Below are 19483 nucleotides of genomic sequence, written 5' to 3' on the forward strand. Positions count from 1 at the left end.
CTGGCGTTACTGATAAAAAACCCGGCCAAGAGTCGGGTTTTTTTATGCCTGCTGGCCAGTCACACGGTGATATGCAAACGCACATCGACATTGCCACGGGTCGCGTTGGAGTACGGGCAGACCTGATGCGCGGCGTCCACCAGGCTTTGCGCTTCGTCTTGCTCCCGGCTGGGGAGGGGTACGTAAAAGTCGATATCCAGGCCAAAACCACCGGGAATCTGGCCGATGCCTGCATGAGCGGCGAACAGTTGCTCCGGGTTGATGGCGGTGGCTATAGCAGCAGTCAGCCCCAGCTACTTTGCAACGCCAGATCCCACGGTGGGACGGGGCTGAAACGGCTCTTGAGGTACTCCAGCAGCAGGCGGCTGCGGGCGTTGGCCTGCTGCTCCAGGCGCAGGGCGTAGATGCCGGCACTTTCTGCGGTCGGTAGGCCATTTTCGCAGAATAACGGCACCAGTTCTCCGCGAACCAGGTATTCGCTGGCCAGCCAGGTAGGCAGGTGAGCGATGCCCAGCCCGGCCAGGGCACCGGACAGCAAGGCTTCGGCATTGTTGGCACTCATGCGGATACGCTGCGGACGGTAAATGTTCTTGCGCCCATCAAGTTCAAAGCGCCAGGCGAACATCGGCGCCAGGCCTTCCCAATCCAGGCCGTCGTGTTCGTTGAGCTGGCTGGGATGGGTCGGTGTACCACGGTTTTTTAGGTAGGTCGGGCTGGCACAGGCGATTCGCACAATGCTAGCCAAGGGTGTGGCGATCAACCGCGTGTCGACGATATGCCCCGCGCGCAGCACCAGGTCCACCTTGCCCAGGTGCTCGCCCTGCATGTCGACAAAGCTGTCGATCAGATGCAGGTGTACGTCCAGGCCCGGGTAGACCGTCAGGAAGTCCGCAATTGCCGGCGCCAGGTGTCGCCGGCCAAACGCGGCGGGTGCGTCCACGCGAATCAGGCCTTCGGGCGCGTGGCTCAGCGACACGGCCTCGGCCCGAGCCAATTGCAGCTCTCGCACAATCCGCCGCGCGCGCTCGGCAAACGCGAGCCCGGCAGGGGTGGGCAATACCGCATGGGTGCTGCGCAGGAACAGTTGGCTGCCCAAGGCGCTTTCCAGGCTGTCGATGCGCCGGGCCACGGCGGAGGGGGTCAGCGGATGGCGTCGCGCCGCTGCGGAAAAGCTGCCGGCCTCCAGCACATCGAGAAACAGTCCCAGTTGATCGGTCAGGGTAGTGGGGCTCATAGGGCGCTCGCTTGTGCGGATTTGGCATAGCCATTGTGCGTTGCTATGCGTATCCATGCCAGAGTGGACTGCGTAGCATGCAGGGCTTGAGACAGTGCAGGGGGTGCGGTTGTGGTGGATATGGCGATGTATGTGGTGCTGGGCATAGCCCTGGGTACCGTGGGCGGGCTATTTGGCATTGGTGGCGGGCTGATCGCGATTCCGGTGCTCGGCGTGCTGTTTGGCCTGGATCAGCAGATTGCCCAAGGCACGGCGCTGGTGATGGTCGTACCCAATGTGATGCTGGCGTTGTGGCGTTATCACCAGCGCAATCGCATTGAGCTGCGCCATGCCTTGCCGCTTGGAATCACGGGTTTTTGCTTTGCCTGGCTGGGGTCGATCTGGGCGGTGGGCATCGATGCGGGCGTGATGCGCATTGGCTTTATCGCATTTTTGCTGGCCCTGTCGGCATACAACCTGTTGCGCATGGTCACCAGCAATGCGCCACCTTCTGCGCAGATGCGCTATTCCTGGCCATGGCTGGGTGTGTTGGGCGCGGCGTCGGGATCCATGGGAGGCCTGTTCGGTGTCGGCGGCGCGGTGGTTGCAACGCCGGTCTTGACCAGTGTGTTCGGCACCACCCAGGTGGTTGCCCAGGGCCTGTCCCTGGCACTGGCCTTGCCCAGTACCGGCGTGACCCTGGTGACCTACGCATGGCATCAGGAAGTGGACTGGCTGATCGGCGTGCCCCTGGCGGTCGGTGGGCTGCTGAGTATCAGTTGGGGGGTGAAAATCGCCCACGCATTGCCAGAGCGCCTGCTGCGCGGTCTGTTCTGCGGCTTCCTGGTGGTGTGCGCGGTGATGTTGACCTTTAAAGTCTGAAGCCGTCGAGGATGTACTCGGCCAGGCATTCGGTGATGGGCGAGGTCATGTTCGGGTTGCGCAGCAGGCGCAGGTTGACCGTATGCAGCGGGCCGAAACCTTCGTCGCTGCCAAGTATGCGCAGGTCTTCGGTGACCAGGCTTTCCATCATGACCGTCACCGCCAGCCCGGCTCCGACCACTGCCTGGATCGCCGCACCGTTGGAGCTGTGATAGGCCAGGCGGTACTCGCGCCCCACGGCGTCCAGCGAGGCTCGGGCCCATTGCGTACAAAAGCTGTCCAGGCCGGCGATCGCCAGGGGTAGGGTCTCGTGTTCATCCACGCAGAAGCACGGTGACGCTACCCAGACCATGCGCTCGTTGCGCAGCAGTTCGCCGATTTCATTTCCCGGTTCGCGGCTGACCACCGTCAACGCCAGGTCACGTCGCTGCATCAACACTGGCGTGCCTTCGCAGTGCATCTCGATCTGGATCAGCGGGTAGGCCTTGGAAAAGCGCTTGAGGATACCGGGCAGGTAGCGCATCACGTAGTCGTCCGGCGTGCCGATGCGCACCAGCCCGACCATATGCGGCTCGCGCAAGGTATTGAACACCTCGCTGTGCAGCTTCAGGATGCGCCGCGCATACCCCAGCAACACCTGGCCCTCGGGCGTGAGCCGGACCTGCCGGCCGTCGCGCTCAAACAGCTTGCGTTGCAGCACGTCCTCCTCCAGGCGCTTCATTTGCATACTCACCGCCGACTGGGTGCGATTGACTTTCTCGCCGGCGCGGGTGAAGCCACCTTGGTCGGCGATGGCGACGAAGGTGCGCAGCACGTCGGTATCGATGCTCGGGTAGTGGTTCAATTGATCAATCTCAGAGATGTATTGCATAAGAAACATTCGTTGGATTGATCATAGTCCTGGGCACAGACTTTAGTCATCCCCACTGGAGGGCGAGATGATGAAAGGCCAAAAAGGTTATGTGTTGCTGGTGAGACGTCCATTCGCCGGGCTGTTTCAAAGGGTATTTCGTTGGTACGCCATGCAGCGCGAGCGTCAGGTGCTGGCGCAAATGAGCGATGACTCACTCAAGGATATTGGCTTGACCCGGGCCGATGTCGAGCAGGAACGCCACCGCCATTTCTGGAACGACCCGTTGGGTAAATGACCGGCATCGCGCTACAGTTCGCGGGCGCAATCAGGAGATGCACATGCCCGCAGAACTGAGTTTTTCCCTCAAGCAGGCGCGCCGCCTGGCACTGGCGGCCCAAGGCTTTTCCGGGCGCCAGCCGCCCGCGCAGATCAAGGCCGCCCAGGTTAACCGTGTGATCGAGCGCCTGGGCGTGTTGCAGATTGATTCGGTCAATGCCGTGGTGCGCTCCCACTACCTGCCGCTGTTTTCCCGCCTGGGCAGTTACTCGCCGTTGTTGCTCGAGCAGGCGGCCTGGAGCCAGGGGCGCCAGCACACGTTGTTTGAGTATTGGGGGCATGAAGCCTCGCTGCTGCCCATGGCCCTTTATCCACTGATGCGCTGGCGCATGCAGCGCGCATCCGAGGGGCAGGGGATCTATCAGCAGATGGCGCGTTTTGGTCGCGAGCAACAGGCCACTATCCGACGCGTGCTGGCCATCGTCGAGCAGCAGGGCGCGTTGGGCGCGGGCAGCCTGTCGACCCGTGAAGAGCGCGCCGGGCCATGGTGGGATTGGAGTGATGAAAAGCACGCGCTGGAATGGCTGTTTGCCGCAGGCCTGGTGACGGTGGCCGGGCGCCGTGGTTTCGAGCGCCTGTACGACCTGCCGGAGCGCGTCATCCCGGCGGCGATTCTGCAACAGGCGCCCTTGAGTGAACACAGCGCCCAGCGTGGCCTGCTGCGGCATGCCGCGACGGCGCTGGGTATTGCTACGGAAAAGGACCTGCGCGATTACTTTCGCCTGGACCCAGCAGACAGTCGTGGGCGCCTCGCCGAATTGGTCGAGGACGGGCAATTGCAGGTGTGCCAGGTCCAGGGCTGGAAACAGCCAGCGTATTGCCTGCCCGAGCCTACCGTCCCGCGCAAGGTCGCGGCCAGTGCCTTGCTGTCGCCCTTTGATTCATTGATCTGGGAGCGTAGCCGTACCGAGCGCCTGTTCGACTTTCGCTATCGCCTGGAAATCTACACCCCGCAGGACAAGCGGGTGTACGGCTATTACGTGCTGCCGTTCCTGCATAACGAACGGATCGCCGCACGGGTGGACTTGCGCGCCGAGCGAGCCAATGGCCGGCTGGCGGTGCATGCCGTGCACGAGCAAGAGCCGGGGTTGGACGAGGCGGGGATGTTGGCGCTGGCATTGAGCTTGCGGCAGATGGCGGATTGGCTGGGGTTGGAGCAGGTGCAGATCAATTGTCAGCGGCATAGCGCGACCCGGTTGCGGGTGGCGATGCTGGCAATGGAGGCTGGCAGATAGGGCGCTATCGCGGGCACGCCCGGCTCCCACATTGACCACGGTGGGAGTCGAGTTTGCCCGCGATAGCGGTGGATCAGGCCACGCCTGCCCTAGCGTTTGACCTGCTTGAGCGTCTCGGCAATCAAGAACGCCAGCTCCAGCGACTGATCGGCATTCATCCGCGGGTCACAATGGGTGTGGTAGCGGTCCGACAAGCCATCCTCGGTAATCGGCCGCGCGCCACCGATGCACTCGGTGACATTCTGCCCGGTCATTTCGATATGAATCCCACCGGCATAAGTGCCTTCGGCTTCATGGACCTGGAAGAATTCCTTCACTTCGCTAAGGATCTGCGCGAAGTCCCGGGTCTTGTAGCCGCTGCTGGCCTTGATGGTGTTGCCATGCATCGGGTCGCTGCTCCACAACACCTGCTTGCCTTCGCGCTGCACGGCGCGGATCAGGTCGGGCAGGTGATCGCCGACCTTGTTGGCGCCCATGCGCGCGATCAGGTTCAGGCGGCCGGGGTCGTTATCCGGGTTGAGGATGTCGATCAGGCGAATCAGGTCGTCGGGGTTCATGCTCGGGCCGACCTTGACCCCGATCGGGTTGTTCACCCCGCGCAGGAACTCGACGTGCGCGCCATCGAGTTGGCGCGTGCGGTCGCCGATCCACAGCATATGGGCCGAACAGTCGTAGTAATCGTTGGTCAGGCTGTCACGACGCACGAAGGCTTGCTCGTAATTGAGCAGCAGTGCTTCGTGGGCGGTGAAGAAGCTGGTCTCGCGCAATTGTGGCGAGCTGTCCATGCCGCAGGCGCGCATGAAGGCCAGGGTCTCGTCGATACGGTCTGCCAGTTGGCTGTACTTGTCGGCCAGGGCGGAGTTGGCGATAAAGTCCAGGTTCCACTTGTGCACCTGGTGCAGGTCGGCAAAACCGCCCTGGGCGAAGGCGCGCAGCAGGTTCAGGGTGGCGGTGGACTGGTGATAGGACTGCAACAGGCGGTCGGGGTCCGGGACGCGGCTTTTCTCGTCGAAACCAATACCGTTGACGATGTCGCCACGGTAGGCGGGCAGGGTGATGCCATCGATGGTTTCATCGTTGGCCGAGCGCGGCTTGGCGAACTGGCCGGCCATGCGCCCGACTTTGACCACCGGACAGCCGGCGGCGAAGGTCATGACAATGGCCATCTGCAGCAACACTTTGAAGGTGTCGCGGATTTTCGCGGCAGAGAACTCGGCAAAGCTCTCGGCACAGTCGCCACCTTGCAGCAGGAACGCGCGACCTTGGGTCACCTCGGCAAACTGGCGGCGCAGCTCCCGGGCTTCGCCGGCGAACACCAGCGGCGGGTAGCTGGCCAGGCTCTGCTCGACCTGCAGCAAGTGCGCGGCGTCGGGGTAGCGGGGTTGTTGCTGGATCGGCAGGGCGCGCCAGCTGTCGGGGCTCCAGGGTTGGCTCATCGTGAACTCGAATGAATGTCGGGAGCGTGCATGTTATCAGCAATTAGTGCGTGACCTGCTGGCGCCGCTTGGCCGACAATCGCGCCTTTCCCGCTTGCTACCAGGCGGCTTGAACCCGTGCCCGGGCCCATTAGGAGATGAAATGACTGAGGAGCGCGTCGAGCGCCTGTTGGCTGAGGTCCATGATGACTTCGGCTTGATCCGTGTGCTGGAAGTGGCTGATTACCGCTTTCTCGAGTTTGGCGATGCCATCGAACAGAGCTGTGTGTTCACTGCCGACCCCAGCTGGCTGGAGTACGACTACACCCGTGCCATGTTGATTGGCGCCTTGTGCCATGAGCAGCCCGAAAGTGCGCTGTTTCTTGGCCTGGGGGCTGGGACGCTGACCCAGGCCTGCCTCAAGTTCCTGCCGCTGGAAGATGTCGAGGCCATTGAGCTGCGCCCGGATGTGCCGCGCCTGGCCATTGAATACCTGGGGCTGGATGATGATCCACGGCTGTACATCCGTGTTGGCGATGCCCTGGAATTGCTGGAGACAGCGGAGCCGGCGGACCTGATTTTCGTCGACTTGTATACCGATGTCGGGCCGGGGGTTGGTCACCTGGCCTGGACTTTCCTGGAAAACTGCCAGAAGAAGCTCAATCCGGGTGGCTGGCTGGTGATCAACCAGTGGGCCACCGATGATGGCAAGCCCCTGGGCGCTGCGTTGTTGCGTGGGCTTTATCATCGACATTACTGGGAGTTGCCGGTGAAGGAGGGCAATGTGATCCTGATCGTGCCGGCGGACCTGGACCAGACGCTGGACCTGGCGGCGGTTTCTGCGCGGGCCGAGGCGCTGGCGCCGCGCCTGGGGTATTCGTTGCAGGCGTTGATCAAGGCGGTTCGGCCGGCGACTTAGGTGCCTGCACTGGCCTCATCGCGGGCAAGCCCGCTCCCACATTTGTTCTGTGGCTATTCTGCATGGCCAAGATCTCCCCCTGTGGGAGCTGGCTTGCCGGCGATGAGGCCATCACTGTCTGTTCACAACCCCTTGAACACCCCCGGCCGCTTCTCCAGCATCGCCCGTACCCCTTCCTTGGCATCCTCGCTGCCCAGCAGTTTCTCCACCAGCGCCGGTAACCCGGCCGCCGCAGCGGTCTCGCCCTCATCTCGCGCCTGGCGTGCCGATGTCAACGTCGCCTGCACGCCCAACGGCGCCTGGCTGGCAATCCGGTTGGCCAGCGCCAGCGCCCGGGGCAGCAGGTCTTCGCTGGCCATGACCTCCTGCACCAGCCCCAGGCGCAGGGCCTCATGGGCATCGAACTCGTCACCCGTGAGCAGCCAGCGCATGGCGTTGCCCCAGCCGGCAATCTGGTGCAGGCGCAGGGTGGCGCCACCAAAAGGAAAGATCCCACGTTGTACTTCCATCTGCGCAAAGCGCGTATTGCTGGCACACAGGTTGATGTCTGCTGCGAGCATCAATTCGATACCGATGGTCAGGCAGTAGCCCTGGGCGGCCACGATCACCGGTTTGCTGACCCTGGGCCCGGCGAACACACCCCACGGATCGCATCCGCCCAGCGGCGGTTGCCAGCCTTGGGCCATGGTGTGCGCGACGTTGATCAGGTCCAGCCCGGCGGTGAAGTGGTCGCCATGCCCGAACACCACGGCCACCCGTGCTTCTTCGTTGCGGTCGAATTCGCCATAGGCCAGGCTCAGTTCGTTGAGCAGGTCGAGATCAAAGGCGTTGCGCTTGGCTACCCGATCCAGCCCAAGCAGCAGGACATGCCCTTGTAGTTCACGGCTGACGCGGCTGCTGCTGGCTTGACTCATGGCTGGATCCTCGGGCGCGAAAGGCAGTTTCGGACCGAAGGGCCCGCTGCAAAAGGTGAAGCGTTTAAGCGCAATGACCAACAGGGCCGGGCCTTTGAAAAATAGACGCTCCTGCGAGGATGCGCAAAGCCTGTGACGCAGAGCAGTCGAATGGTCTTTTCCGATAAAAAAAGCTCCCTTTTTCAGGGATTTCCGGTATAGTGCGCGCCGGCCTTTAACCGGGCCGCGTTTAGGTAGCGCAATTCCCCGAAGTCAGCTTCGGCTGCACGTCCGCACAGCGGACTCTCCCTTGACGAATCTTTTTCATTCATTCGTTTTCGCAAATCCCCGCCGACAAAGCAGCCAGGGCGACTCTTGAGTCTCAACACGGCATGCGCAGCTTTGGAGCATGGGTCTTTGCGGATGCACTTAGAGGCAGACCCATGACCCAGGAAACCGGCGGCTTCGCCGCTTTTAATCTTAACCCGAACATTCTTGCTGCCGTCATCGCGACCGGCTACGAAGAACCTTCGGCTATTCAGCAGCAATCGATCCCGATCATCATGGCCGGCCAAGACATGATTGGCCAGGCGCAAACCGGTACCGGTAAAACCGCCGCGTTCGCCCTGCCTATCCTGCACTGCATCGATCCTGCCAAGCGCGAGCCGCAAGCCCTGATCCTGGCGCCAACCCGTGAGTTGGCGCTGCAAGTAGCAACCGCTTTCGAAACCTACGCCAAGCAAATGCCAGGCGTTACCGTTGTGGCCGTTTACGGCGGCGCGCCTATGGGCCCACAACTGAAAGCAATCCGTAATGGCGCACAGATCGTTGTCGCCACTCCGGGCCGTCTGTGCGACCACCTGCGCCGTGACGAAAAAGTACTGTCGACCGTGAACCACCTGGTTCTCGACGAAGCTGACGAAATGTTGAAGCTGGGCTTCATGGATGACCTGGAAGTCATCTTCAAGGCACTGCCACCGACCCGTCAGACCGTACTGTTCTCGGCCACCCTGCCACAGTCTATCCGCGCCATTGCCGAACGCCATCTGCGCGATCCGCAACACGTGAAGATCCAGACCAAGACTCAGACCGTTACCGCGATCGAACAGGCTCACCTGTTGGTTCACGCTGACCAGAAGACCTCGGCTGTATTGAGCCTGCTGGAAGTCGAAGACTTCGACGCCCTGATCATGTTCGTGCGCACCAAGCAAGCGACCCTGGACCTGGCCAGTGCCCTGGAAGCCAAAGGCTACAAAGCCGCTGCGCTGAACGGTGACATTGCCCAGAACCAACGTGAGCGCGTGATCGACTCCCTCAAGGATGGCCGTCTGGACATCGTTGTGGCGACCGACGTAGCGGCTCGTGGTCTCGACGTTCCGCGTATCACCCACGTGTTCAACGTGGACATGCCGTACGATCCAGAGTCCTACGTTCACCGTATCGGCCGTACTGGCCGTGCCGGTCGCGAAGGTCGTGCACTGCTGCTGGTGACTCCACGTGAGCGCCGCATGCTGCAAGTGATCGAGCGTGTAACCGGTCAGAAAGTTGCCGAAGTCCGTCTGCCGGATGCCCAGGCTGTTCTCGATGCGCGCATCAAGAAACTGACCAACAGCCTGTCGCCGCTGGTGGCTGACGCTGAATCGACCCACGGCGACCTGCTGGACCGCCTGACCGCCGATATCGGTTGCACCCCGCGTGCCCTGGCTGCGGCCCTGCTGCGCAAGGCTACCAACGGTCAGGCCCTGACTCTGGCAGCGATCGAGAAAGAACGTCCACTGGTGCCGAACAACGCTCCGCGCGGTGATCGTCCAGAGCGTACCGGTGATCGTCCGGACCGTGGTGATCGTGAGCGTCGTGCTCCGGTTCCATTGGCCGAAGGCCGTGCTCGCTGCCGTACCGCGCTGGGCGCGCGTGATGGCATCGCAGCCAAGAACCTGCTGGGCGCTATCCTCAACGAGGGTGGCCTGGCACGTGAAGCGATCGGTCGCATCCAGGTGCGTGACAGCTTCTCCCTGGTGGAGCTGCCGGAAGATGGCCTGGAGAAATTGCTGGCCAAGCTGAAGGACACCCGTGTTGCTGGCAAGCAGCTCAAGCTGCGTCGCTATCGCGAAGATTGATCGACCCTTGGGTTGATTGATCGAACATAAAAAATCCCCGACTGGTTCGGGGATTTTTTATGCCTGGGTTTTACCGGGCCCCTACAAAAAGCCGCGGCTAATCAAAGCGATAGATATCCATCCCCAACGCGCCCAGGGTGAACCCCTGATGGGCCACACTGAACTGCCCACCCGCGCCGCGGGCGAAGTACAGCGGCAATAAGTGCTCATCGCTGGGATGGCTGCGCACCGCGTGGGGCGCCTGGCGGCGGTAGTCGTGCAAGGCGGCTTCATCCTGGGTGTCGAGTTTGTCGACGACCCAGTCGCGGAACTCTCGTGCCCAGGGCTCGATGCTTTCCGGGCCGGCCCGCCAGTCCAGCTCACCGAGGTTATGGGTGATGCTGCCCGAGCCGATCAACAACACGCCTTGTTCGCGCAAGCTGCGCAATGCCTGGCCGATTCGGGTTTGCAGCGTCGGACCCATGTGGCTGGGCAGGGAGACCTGCACCACAGGGATATCGGCCGTCGGGTACATCAAAGACAGCGGCACCCAGGTGCCATGGTCGAACGGGCGCTGGTGGTCTAGGCGGGCGGGCAGGCCATCGGCGGCGAGCAGCTCGACGATCTGTTGCGCCAGTGCCGGATCGCCGGGCGCTGGATACTGCACCGCAAACAGCTCGCGAGGGAAACCGCCGAAGTCGTGCCAGGTCTCTGGGGCAGGGCTGGCGCTGACCAGCAGTTCACGGCTTTCCCAATGTGCGGACATCACCACGATTGCCTTGGGGCGGGGCAGGGCGGCGGCCAGGCGTGCAAGAGCCGGCCCGCTGGCGCCAGGTTGTAGGGCAAGCATGGGCGAGCCGTGGGAAATAAACAGGCTGGGCAGCATGAGCAGGGTCCTCAAGGTTAAGATGGGACCATCATTAATCAGATCATTGATCTAAATCTAATATAAGTTTTAGCGCCATTTGATCGAATTTTTTGGGCTATTCATGGAATCCACCTTTTGGCATGACCGCTGGGCACGTAATCAGATCGGCTTTCACCTGCCTGAGGTCAATCCCTATTTGCAGCGACACTGGCCGGGGCTGGGGTTGGTCGGCGGGGCCCGGGTGCTCGTGCCGCTGTGCGGCAAGAGTCTGGACCTGATGTGGCTGGCGCAGCAGGGCTGCCAGGTCCTGGGTGTGGAACTGTCGGAAAAGGCCGTGGAGGAGTTTTTCCAGGAGCAGTGCCTGGCTGCACAAGTCAGCCAGCGGGGCAGTTTCAAGGTTTATCAGGCTGGCACTATCGAGTTGTGGTGCGGCGATTTCTTCGAGTTGAGCCGTGAAGATGTGGCAGGGTGCGCCGCCCTGTATGACCGTGCGGCGCTGATTGCCTTGCCGCCGTTGATGCGTGAGCGCTATGCCGCGCATTTGCAGGCGATTGCGCCCCAGGTGCAAAGTGGCCTGTTGATCAGCCTGGATTATGAGCAGGCCCTGAAGGCCGGGCCGCCGTTTGCGGTCAGTGACGAGGAAGTCCGGAGGCTGCTGGCAGGACGCTGGCGCCTGAGCGTCCTGGAGCAGCGGGATATCCTGGCCGAGAGCCCGAAGTTCGCCCAGGACGGTGTCACGCGCCTTGAGGAGCGGGTTTACCAGTTGGCGCAGCGGTAAAACACGCACCCACAAAAAAGGGGCGATTCAGTCGCCCCTTTTTCTACCCTTTGGCTGTCAGCCGCGACGACGCAGTGCGTCGATCCGCTCTTCCAGTGGCGGGTGGCTCATGAACATCCGCGCCAGGCCTTGCTTGACGCCACCGTTGATGCCGAAGGCATTCAGGGTGTCAGGCATGTGCACTGGCAGGCCCTGTTCGGAGCGCAGGCGTTGCAGGGCACCGATCATCGCGGCAGTACCGGCCAGTTGGGCACCGGCTTCGTCGGCGCGGAACTCGCGTTTGCGCGAGAACCACATCACGATGGAGCTGGCGAGGAAGCCCAGTACCAGTTCGGCAAAGATGGTCGCCACGTAGTAGGCGATACCCTGGCCGCCTTCGTTCTTGAAGATCACCTTGTCGACAAAGTTGCCGATGATCCGCGCAAAGAACATCACAAAGGTGTTCACCACGCCCTGCACCAGTGCCAGGGTAACCATGTCACCGTTGGCGACGTGGCCGATCTCGTGGGCCAGCACGGCCTTCACTTCGTCGGGCGAGAAACGCTCGAGCAAACCCTGGCTGACGGCAACAAGAGCATCGTTCTTGTTCCAGCCAGTGGCAAAGGCGTTGGCCTCGTAGGCCGGGAAGATCCCGACTTCAGGCATCTTGATCCCGGCTTCGCGGGACAGTTGCTCGACGGTTTGCAGCAGCCATTGCTCATGCCGGGTGCGCGGCTGGGTGATGATCTGGGTGCTGGTGCTCATCTTCGCCATCCACTTGGAGATGAACAGCGAGAAGATCGAGCCGGCAAAACCAAAGACGGCACAGAAAACCAGCAGCTGATTGAGGTTCAGATCAACCCCGTTGGCCGCCATGAACCCGTTGAAGCCGAAAAGGCTCAGGGTGATGCTGGCAATCAGCACGACCGCCAGGTTAGTGGCCAAGAACAGCAGGATGCGCATCATGGTTGTAGAATTCTCCTCATGCTTAATATGTCGCGTACTGCGGGGTATATAAGGTGCGGCAGTGGGCTATTCAACCGGGCGACTATTTCAAACTGTGTCCTACAGCGCGAATGTAGAACCTTGCAGGGATTTTCCGAGGCTTTATGCCCATGGAAATTCCCCTCCATAAGCCGTTGGGCCCCGTGATTACTGGAAAGTGCAGGGTAGAAGGGACGAGAGTGAGGCCAACGAGTGTTTCTGTCGGTGTGGCGCGTAGATGTGTTGCCAGATACTCGCTGTACGACCTCTTGTGGGTCGTACAGCGAAAGCGAGGTCACTGGCGATAGGACTTCAGGAAGTTGCCGATGCGGCCGATGGCCATGTCCAGGTCATCCACACGGGGCAAGGTCACCACGCGGAAGTGATCAGGCCACGGCCAGTTGAACGCCGTGCCCTGGACCACCAGCAGCTTTTCCGAGAGCAGCAGGTCGAGGACGAACTTCTCGTCGTTGTGGATCGGGCAGACTTTCGGGTCGATCCGCGGGAACGCATACAAGGCGCCCATGGGTTTGACGCAACTGACGCCGGGAATATCGTTGAGCAGCTCCCAGGTGCGGTTGCGCTGCTCCAGCAGGCGGCCGGCGGGCAGCACCAGGTCGTTGATGCTCTGGTAGCCGCCCAGGGCGGTCTGGATCGCGTGCTGGCTCGGCACGTTGGCACACAGGCGCATATTGGCCAGCATGTCGATGCCTTCGATGTAGCTCTGGGCATTGTGCTTGGGCCCGGAGATGGCGACCCAGCCGGAACGGAAGCCCGCGACCCGGTAGGACTTGGACAGGCCGTTGAAGGTCAGGCATAGCAGGTCCGGGGCCAGGGAGGCGGTGCAGATGTGCACGGCGTCGTCGTAGAGGATCTTGTCGTAGATCTCGTCGGAGAACACCACCAGGTTGTGCTGGCGCGCCAGTTCGAGCATGCCCAGCAGCACTTCCTTGGAGTACACCGCGCCCGTCGGGTTGTTCGGGTTGATGATCACCAGCGCCTTGGTGTTGGGCGTGATCTTGGCCTTGATATCGGCCAGGTCCGGCCACCAGTTGGCTTGCTCGTCACACAGGTAATGCACCGGATGGCCACCGGCGAGGGTCACGGCAGCGGTCCACAGCGGGTAGTCAGGCGCCGGCACCAGCACTTCGTCGCCGTTGTTGAGCAAGGCCTGCATGGCCATCACGATCAGCTCGGAGACACCATTGCCGAGGTAGATATCTTCAATACCAACCCCTTCTACCTGCTTTTGCTGGTAGTACTGCATGACTGCCTTGCGCGCGCTGAACAACCCCTTGGAGTCGCTGTAGCCCTGGGCGGTGGGCAGGTTGCGGATCACGTCCTGGAGGATTTCGTCCGGTGCTTCGAAACCAAAGGGCGCCGGGTTGCCAATGTTCAGCTTGAGGATGCGATGGCCTTCCTCTTCCAGGCGCTTGGCGTGCTTGAGCACTGGGCCGCGAATGTCGTAGCAGACGTTGGCGAGCTTGTTCGATTTGCTGACCTGCATGGCGATGTGATCCCGAAAATGAACGATCCAGACGATGTGAAGACTACCGTGCTGGGAATCCTGCGTGTGGCCTGACCCATAAATACGTTTGAATGCCGATAACGCGGGTGCCAGACTGGCGCTTTGAAGAGGCGCAATCATACGTGCCGCCTGATCCATGGAAAAGACACAGATCAGGCTTTTTCAGTTGTCGAGGTGCATTGATGGAAAAGTTGGATAAAACCCTGGATGAATGGCGGGAAATGCTCGACCCGGCGCAGTATCAGGTGTGCCGTCTCAAGGGCACCGAGCGGCCGTTTTCTGGCAAGTACAACGCCACTACGACCGATGGCGTGTATCACTGCATTTGCTGCAATGAGCCGCTGTTCGACTCGAAGACCAAGTTCGATGCCGGTTGTGGCTGGCCCAGTTTTTATGAGCCGATTGCTGATAGCGCGATGATTGAGATTCGTGATGTGAGCCACGGGATGATCCGTACGGAAGTGACCTGTGCCAAGTGCGATGCGCATTTGGGCCATGTGTTCCCTGATGGCCCGCCGCCTACAGGCCTGCGCTATTGCATCAACTCGGTGTGCCTGGACCTGGTTCCGCGCTGACATCATGCCCCTCGTAGGAGCCGGCAAGCCGGTTCCTGCGGGGTGATGTCGAGTCATTAGTCTGGTCAATTAAATTGCATGCAATTCAATTGCACACTATGTTTCATGTTCTTCTTTGTGTCCGAGGCGATCTCATGAGCGATAACCTGCTGTCCATCCCTTGCACCACCATCAAGGGCGAGCAAAAGACCCTGGCGGATTTCGCCGGCAAGGCGATCCTGGTGGTCAACACCGCCAGCAAATGCGGCTTCACTCCGCAGTACAAAGGCCTGGAGCAGCTCTGGCAGCAGTACAAGGACCAGGGCCTGGTGGTGCTGGGCTTTCCGTGCAACCAGTTCGGCAAGCAGGAGCCGGGTGACGAGGGGGCTATTTCCGAGTTTTGCGAGCTGAATTTCGGCGTCAGTTTCCCCCTGTTCAAGAAGGTCGATGTCAACGGGGGCGAGGCCCATCCGCTGTTTGTGCAACTCAAACAGCGCGCGCCGGGCCTGCTGGGTTCCAAGGGCATCAAGTGGAACTTCACCAAGTTCTTGATCGGCCGCGACGGCCAGGTGGTCCAGCGTTTTGCCCCGACCACCAAACCCCAGGAATTGACCCAAGAGATCGAAGCGCTGCTCAAATGACTGACTTGCCTGCCGTATCCCTGGCCCTGGATGACCAGCTGTGCTTCAAGCTGTACGCCGCCTCCCGGGCGGTGACACGAGCCTATAAGCCAATGCTCGACCAGTTGGGCCTGACGTATCCGCAATATCTGGTGATGTTGGTGTTGTGGGAGTGGCATGCCGCTGCCCCGCCGCAGCCGACGGTCAAGGCGCTGGGGGAACGGCTGTTGCTCGATTCCGGGACGCTGACGCCGCTGCTCAAACGCCTGGAGCAACTGACGTTGATCACGCGCCGGCGCAGTACCCATGATGAGCGTGAAGTGCACTTGAGCCTTGCCGAAGCGGGCCAGGCGCTGCGTGAGCGCGTCCAGCCGCTGAAGGCTCGCTTGTTGTGCGACAGCGGCGTGGACCTGAGCCAGGCGGACACCCTGCGCCATGGCCTGGACCAGTTGCTCCGGCAGATCACAGATTTGTCGTAGTCGGCACCCAGAGGTCGAGTAGGGCGTTGAGTTCTTCGCGGCGAAAGGGTTTGGCCAGGTAGTCGTTCATGCCGGCGGCCCGGCACCGTTCGCGTTCCTCGGCCAGGGCATTGGCGGTCAGCGCGACGATCGGCAGCTGCGGCCAGCGCCCGCTGCGGCGAATCTGCCGGCTCGCCTCGTAGCCATCCATGACCGGCATGTTGCAGTCCATCAGCACCATATCGAAACGTTGTTCTTCCAGCTGCTTCAGCGCCTCGCCGCCATGGGCCGCGACCACCACCTCGCAGCCCAGCTTGCCGAGCATGCCCTTGGCCACCAGTTGATTGACCGGGTTGTCCTCCACCAAGAGGATACGCGCCCGATGGGCAACCGGGCTGGTCTCCAATTGGGCCAGGTCGAGGACGATTTCGCTGTCGGCGCGCAGGGTACGGTGCAAGACCTGATACAGCGCCGTGCGACTCAGCGGGCGCGCCTGCTGTTGCAGCGGCGCCAGGGCGGCCACTTCTTCGCTGGGCATGAAATTGCCGTAGGCGGTGACCAGCAGGATCGGAGCGCTGACGGTCGGCCGCAGGCGGAACAGGCATTCGGGGCAGTCGGTGATCAGGATGTCCGGTGCCAGGCCCGTCAAGTCATCGTCGATGGTGTAGCAGTGCGGCGTCAGCCCCCAGTGCGGCAACAGGGTGTGCAGCAGTTCTGCCAGCCCGCTGCTGGCCCCGGTAATCACCGCGACTTCACCGCTCAATGGCGCCAGTCGTGTCGCTGGGGTGTGTGCAGGAAGTGGCAGTTCGGCGCAGAACTGGCTGCCGAAGCCGGTTTCCGAACTGATGGTCAGCCGACCGCGCATGGCTTCGCAAAGATTGTGGGTCAGCGCCAACCCCAGGCCGGTCCCGCCAAACTGGCGGGTAATGCCGGCGCCCGCCTGGGTGAAGGGTTTGAAGATCCGCGCCTGGGCTTCCTGCGCAATGCCGATGCCGGTGTCGCACACTTCGATGCGCACGCCGTCGGGTTGCGCACTGAGGCGCACATCGACGCGACCGAACCGGGTGAACTTCAAGGCATTGGACAGCAGGTTACTGACAATCTGCCGGACCCGCGTCGGATCACCCACGACCTGGGCAGGAAACTGCGGATCGATCAGGCAGGTCAACTCCACGCTGGGCGCAGCGTTCTGCGACAACAGGTTGGCGGTGTCTTCCACCAGGGAGCCGAGGTCGAAGGGGATGCTTTCGAGTTCCAGTTGCCCGGCGTCAAACTTGGACAGGTCGAGAATATCGTTGAGCAGTTCTACCAAAACCTTGCCGGAGTCATGGGCGATCGACAATTGTTGGCGCTGCTCGGCGTTCAGCGCGCTGTCCAGAGACAGCGCGATCATGCCAAGCAGCCCATTGAGCGGGGTGCGGATTTCATGGCTCATGTTGGCAAGGAACGCCGCGCGCGCCTGGGCCATGCCCAGGGCGTTGATTTTCGAGGCCTCCAGCTCTTCGTTGGATTGGCTTAGCCGGTGGTTGATCGCCTTGAGTTCGGTGGTACGCGCCGAAACAATGTCTTCCAACTGGCCAAGGTACTCGGTCAGGCGGTCCTCGGCGTGGCGCCGCTGCTGGATTTCGGTCTCCATGTTCTCGAACTGTTGGTTGGCGACGTTGACCAGCACGCCGATCTCATCATGTTCGTGCCCCGGCGGGCAATCCAGGCGAGCCAGGGGCGCGCTGCCGGGGCTGCGGGTGCTCAACTCACGGATGATCCGCACCAGGGGCTGGGTCAGCATCACGTAGAACAGGCCTAGGAGGATGCCGGTCAGGATCAGGCTACGGGCAAAGCCATTGAGTAGGGTGATCTCTGCTCGACGTAGGAATCGGCTGCCGAATGCGTAGGTGTCGACGTCAAGGCGTAACACGCCGAGGGACTCGCCGGGCATATGGGTGAGGTACAGGCGGTCTTCGAACTGGCGGTTGGCGCCGAACAAAAAGTCGCTGATAGGACGGTAGCTGCTCTCCTTGCGGGGCCGATCAACGTCAGCCAGCACCAGGCCATTGTTGTCGACCAACTGTGCCCGCGTGATGGCGGGGGAGTGCAGCAGGCCCAGGGTCAACTCCTGGGCCAGTTCGGCGTCGATGTTGTAGGCAATACGTGAGGCGGGGTTGTGACTGATTTCAAGCAGCGCGTGTATTTCACGGTTGATGGACGCGTCTTCGCTGGCATAATCAATGCCGATTTGGATCAGGCTGAGTAAGGTTCCCAACACGAAACCAACCAGCACAGTCAGTCTGGCTTGTTTATAAGACAAGCGGTGGGCGAACTTGATATCCATTGGGTGCTGAGCCACTTCACGTTTCCCTTCGCCCGGCAAGCATAGCTGAACATCCTCAGCGCCAGCCTTGCCCGGTATGAATCGTTTTTTAAGGTGCAGCCGTCTGGCAACTGCGTCAGGGTTGCCAATACGCCATCTTTTTCAAGAACTTGCCACAGGAATAGTCATGGATTCTCGATTGAATGCCTTTCTTGAGCGGGCCGATGCGGTGCTTGCTCGTCTGGAACCCCTGTTGCCCGCACCTCGCGTGGCGGTTGACTGGAACCACTGCCTGGCGGCCCGCTGGCAGCGCGAGGGGCGCAGCGGCTTTTTGCTGCCCCTGGAAGTCAGCCTGGATATGCGCCTGTCCGACCTGATCGGTGTCGACAAACAGCGCGAGCAATTGGCGCGCAATACCCAGCAGTTTCTCGACGGCCTGCCCGCCAACCATGCGTTGCTCTGGGGGGCGCGTGGCACGGGCAAATCGTCGATGGTCCGCGCCTTGCTGGCTCAGCATGCCAAGGCCGGCTTGCGCCTGATCGAAATCGAGCGTGACCACCTGGCCGACCTGCCGCGTGTGGTCGAGCAACTGCTCAAGCTGCCACAGCGTTTTATCCTGTTCTGCGATGACCTCTCGTTCGAGGCTGGCGAAGGCGACTACCGTGTGCTCAAGAGCGTGCTCGACGGTTCGCTGGAGCAGGCCCCGGAAAACGTGTTGCTGTACGCGACCTCCAACCGTCGTCACCTGGTGCCGGAAAACCAGAGCGACAACGACAACTGGAAACGTGTGGATGGTGAGTTGCATCCCAGTGAGGCGGTGGAAGACAAGATCGCCTTGTCCGACCGTTTTGGCCTGTGGTTGTCGTTCTACCCGTTCACCCAGGAACACTTCCTGGACGTGGTGGAGCACTGGATCGGCGAGCTGGCGAACAAGGCGGGTTTGCAGTGGCAGCGCGATGAAGCCCTCGACATCCTTGCGGTGCGCTGGGCCACGGGTCGCGGCAATCGCAACGGCCGGTGCGCCTACCAATTCGCCCGGTACTGGGTGGGCCTTAAATTGCTGGAGCGCCAGCCATGATCGATTTACAGAAGGCGGGCAGCGGCCTTGATGGCTACGCCATGCTTTGTGCGCAACTGGAATCGCTGCTGGCCGATGAGCGTGACTTTATCGCCAACGCGGCGCAGTTTTCGGCGTTCCTGTTCAACCAGCTAGATGACTTGAACTGGGCGGGCTTTTATCTCAACCGTGATGAGGAACTAGTCCTCGGGCCTTTCCAGGGGCAGATCGCCTGTGTGCGGATTCCGTTTGGTCGAGGGGTGTGTGGTGCGGCGGCGGCTTCACGGCAAACCCAGCGGGTGGAGGATGTACATGCGTTTGCTGGGCATATTGCCTGCGACAGTGCGTCCAACAGCGAGTTGGTGGTGCCCTTGGTCAAGGATGGGAGGTTGATTGGGGTGCTGGACCTGGACAGTCCGAAACTGGCGCGTTTCAGGCCAGAGGATCAGGCGGGCATTGAGCGGCTGGCGGCAATTTTTCTGCGGTTGACTGCCTGCTGAATGAGCT

At 61.5% G+C, this 19483-nt stretch carries 19 protein-coding genes and 1 pseudogene; 11 read left to right on the forward strand and 9 right to left on the reverse strand.

The genetic code is table 11. From position 1 onward, the window contains the following. Positions 1 to 59: 59 nt before the first annotated feature. Positions 60 to 239: pseudogene (locus tag HBO11_RS19750) on the reverse strand (organic hydroperoxide resistance protein); the annotation flags it as partial. 44 nt (positions 240 to 283) lie between these two features. Next, a complete protein-coding gene (locus HBO11_RS19755; RefSeq protein ID WP_169952653.1) occupies positions 284 to 1234 on the reverse strand; it encodes a LysR family transcriptional regulator in 951 nt (316 codons plus the stop codon). Positions 1235 to 1345: 111 nt separating this feature from the next. Between HBO11_RS19755 and HBO11_RS19760 the strand changes: the two genes are divergently transcribed. Then, on the forward strand, positions 1346 to 2095 hold the full coding sequence (locus HBO11_RS19760; RefSeq protein WP_169952650.1) for a sulfite exporter TauE/SafE family protein: 750 nt from the start codon (positions 1346 to 1348) through the stop codon (positions 2093 to 2095). On the opposite strand, the gene HBO11_RS19765 is transcribed toward HBO11_RS19760, so the two are convergent. Beyond that, complete coding sequence (locus HBO11_RS19765) at positions 2085 to 2966, reverse strand: LysR family transcriptional regulator (RefSeq protein WP_169952647.1); 882 nt, start codon at positions 2964 to 2966, stop codon at positions 2085 to 2087. The two genes, HBO11_RS19760 and HBO11_RS19765, sit on opposite strands and share 11 nt — an antisense overlap. Positions 2967 to 3036: 70 nt before the next feature. Here HBO11_RS19765 and HBO11_RS19770 point away from each other — a divergent pair, with 70 nt between their 5' ends. Then, on the forward strand, positions 3037 to 3243 hold the full coding sequence (locus HBO11_RS19770) for a DUF1127 domain-containing protein (protein WP_169952645.1): 207 nt from the start codon (positions 3037 to 3039) through the stop codon (positions 3241 to 3243). Between the two features lie 43 nt (positions 3244 to 3286). Then, complete coding sequence (locus tag HBO11_RS19775; protein ID WP_169952643.1) at positions 3287 to 4519, forward strand: winged helix-turn-helix domain-containing protein; 1233 nt, start codon at positions 3287 to 3289, stop codon at positions 4517 to 4519. Positions 4520 to 4608: 89 nt separating this feature from the next. On the opposite strand, the gene HBO11_RS19780 is transcribed toward HBO11_RS19775, so the two are convergent. Continuing rightward, positions 4609 to 5955: a 3-deoxy-7-phosphoheptulonate synthase class II gene (locus HBO11_RS19780; RefSeq protein ID WP_169952641.1), complete on the reverse strand. Its 1347-nt coding sequence runs from the start codon at positions 5953 to 5955 to the stop codon at positions 4609 to 4611. A 142-nt stretch (positions 5956 to 6097) separates the two neighbouring features. Between HBO11_RS19780 and HBO11_RS19785 the strand changes: the two genes are divergently transcribed. Next, positions 6098 to 6853: a spermidine synthase gene (locus HBO11_RS19785; protein ID WP_169952639.1), complete on the forward strand. Its 756-nt coding sequence runs from the start codon at positions 6098 to 6100 to the stop codon at positions 6851 to 6853. Between the two features lie 122 nt (positions 6854 to 6975). Here HBO11_RS19785 and HBO11_RS19790 read toward each other — a convergent pair whose 3' ends face one another. Beyond that, positions 6976 to 7767 carry a crotonase/enoyl-CoA hydratase family protein gene (locus tag HBO11_RS19790; RefSeq protein WP_169952637.1) on the reverse strand — a complete coding sequence of 264 codons (792 nt, stop codon included), beginning with the start codon at positions 7765 to 7767 and terminating at the stop codon, positions 6976 to 6978. A gap of 422 nt (positions 7768 to 8189) precedes the next feature. On the opposite strand from HBO11_RS19790, the gene HBO11_RS19795 reads away from it, so the two are divergent. Next, on the forward strand, positions 8190 to 9863 hold the full coding sequence (locus HBO11_RS19795; RefSeq protein WP_017136163.1) for a DEAD/DEAH box helicase: 1674 nt from the start codon (positions 8190 to 8192) through the stop codon (positions 9861 to 9863). A gap of 97 nt (positions 9864 to 9960) precedes the next feature. On the opposite strand, the gene HBO11_RS19800 is transcribed toward HBO11_RS19795, so the two are convergent. Then, positions 9961 to 10728 (reverse strand): class III extradiol ring-cleavage dioxygenase, encoded by a 768-nt coding sequence (locus HBO11_RS19800; RefSeq protein WP_169952635.1) that lies wholly within the window; start codon positions 10726 to 10728, stop codon positions 9961 to 9963. Positions 10729 to 10831: 103 nt separating this feature from the next. On the opposite strand from HBO11_RS19800, the gene HBO11_RS19805 reads away from it, so the two are divergent. Further along, positions 10832 to 11488, forward strand: a complete 657-nt coding sequence (locus tag HBO11_RS19805; protein ID WP_169952633.1) for a thiopurine S-methyltransferase — start codon at positions 10832 to 10834, stop codon at positions 11486 to 11488. Between the two features lie 57 nt (positions 11489 to 11545). Here HBO11_RS19805 and htpX read toward each other — a convergent pair whose 3' ends face one another. Together htpX and HBO11_RS19815 are read right to left on the reverse strand one after the other, a co-directional pair. Then, positions 11546 to 12433: a protease HtpX gene (gene htpX / locus HBO11_RS19810; protein WP_029298042.1), complete on the reverse strand. Its 888-nt coding sequence runs from the start codon at positions 12431 to 12433 to the stop codon at positions 11546 to 11548. A gap of 313 nt (positions 12434 to 12746) precedes the next feature. Beyond that, positions 12747 to 13958 carry a pyridoxal phosphate-dependent aminotransferase gene (locus tag HBO11_RS19815; RefSeq protein ID WP_029298044.1) on the reverse strand — a complete coding sequence of 404 codons (1212 nt, stop codon included), beginning with the start codon at positions 13956 to 13958 and terminating at the stop codon, positions 12747 to 12749. A gap of 203 nt (positions 13959 to 14161) precedes the next feature. Between HBO11_RS19815 and msrB the strand changes: the two genes are divergently transcribed. The 3 genes from msrB to HBO11_RS19830 all read left to right on the forward strand — a co-directional run bounded on the left by msrB (position 14162) and on the right by HBO11_RS19830 (position 15632). Further along, complete coding sequence (msrB, locus tag HBO11_RS19820; protein ID WP_029298046.1) at positions 14162 to 14554, forward strand: peptide-methionine (R)-S-oxide reductase MsrB; 393 nt, start codon at positions 14162 to 14164, stop codon at positions 14552 to 14554. 134 nt (positions 14555 to 14688) lie between these two features. Next, entirely contained in the window at positions 14689 to 15174 is a 486-nt protein-coding gene (locus tag HBO11_RS19825; RefSeq protein ID WP_169952630.1) for a glutathione peroxidase, read from the forward strand. Beyond that, complete coding sequence (locus HBO11_RS19830; protein ID WP_169952628.1) at positions 15171 to 15632, forward strand: MarR family transcriptional regulator; 462 nt, start codon at positions 15171 to 15173, stop codon at positions 15630 to 15632. The genes HBO11_RS19825 and HBO11_RS19830 overlap by 4 nt, the downstream gene beginning before the upstream one ends. Here HBO11_RS19830 and HBO11_RS19835 read toward each other — a convergent pair. Next, complete coding sequence (locus tag HBO11_RS19835) at positions 15616 to 17940, reverse strand: response regulator (protein WP_169952863.1); 2325 nt, start codon at positions 17938 to 17940, stop codon at positions 15616 to 15618. The genes HBO11_RS19830 and HBO11_RS19835 overlap by 17 nt on opposite strands. A gap of 166 nt (positions 17941 to 18106) precedes the next feature. On the opposite strand from HBO11_RS19835, the gene HBO11_RS19840 reads away from it, so the two are divergent. Both HBO11_RS19840 and HBO11_RS19845 read left to right on the forward strand, forming a co-directional pair. Next, on the forward strand, positions 18107 to 18997 hold the full coding sequence (locus tag HBO11_RS19840; RefSeq protein ID WP_169952626.1) for an ATP-binding protein: 891 nt from the start codon (positions 18107 to 18109) through the stop codon (positions 18995 to 18997). Beyond that, positions 18994 to 19476 carry a GAF domain-containing protein gene (locus HBO11_RS19845; protein ID WP_169952624.1) on the forward strand — a complete coding sequence of 161 codons (483 nt, stop codon included), beginning with the start codon at positions 18994 to 18996 and terminating at the stop codon, positions 19474 to 19476. The genes HBO11_RS19840 and HBO11_RS19845 overlap by 4 nt, the downstream gene beginning before the upstream one ends. The last annotated feature ends 7 nt before the right edge of the window (positions 19477 to 19483 follow it).

Source organism: Pseudomonas sp. WS 5010 (assembly GCF_012985565.1).
Taxonomy (GTDB): Bacteria; Pseudomonadota; Gammaproteobacteria; order Pseudomonadales; family Pseudomonadaceae; genus Aquipseudomonas.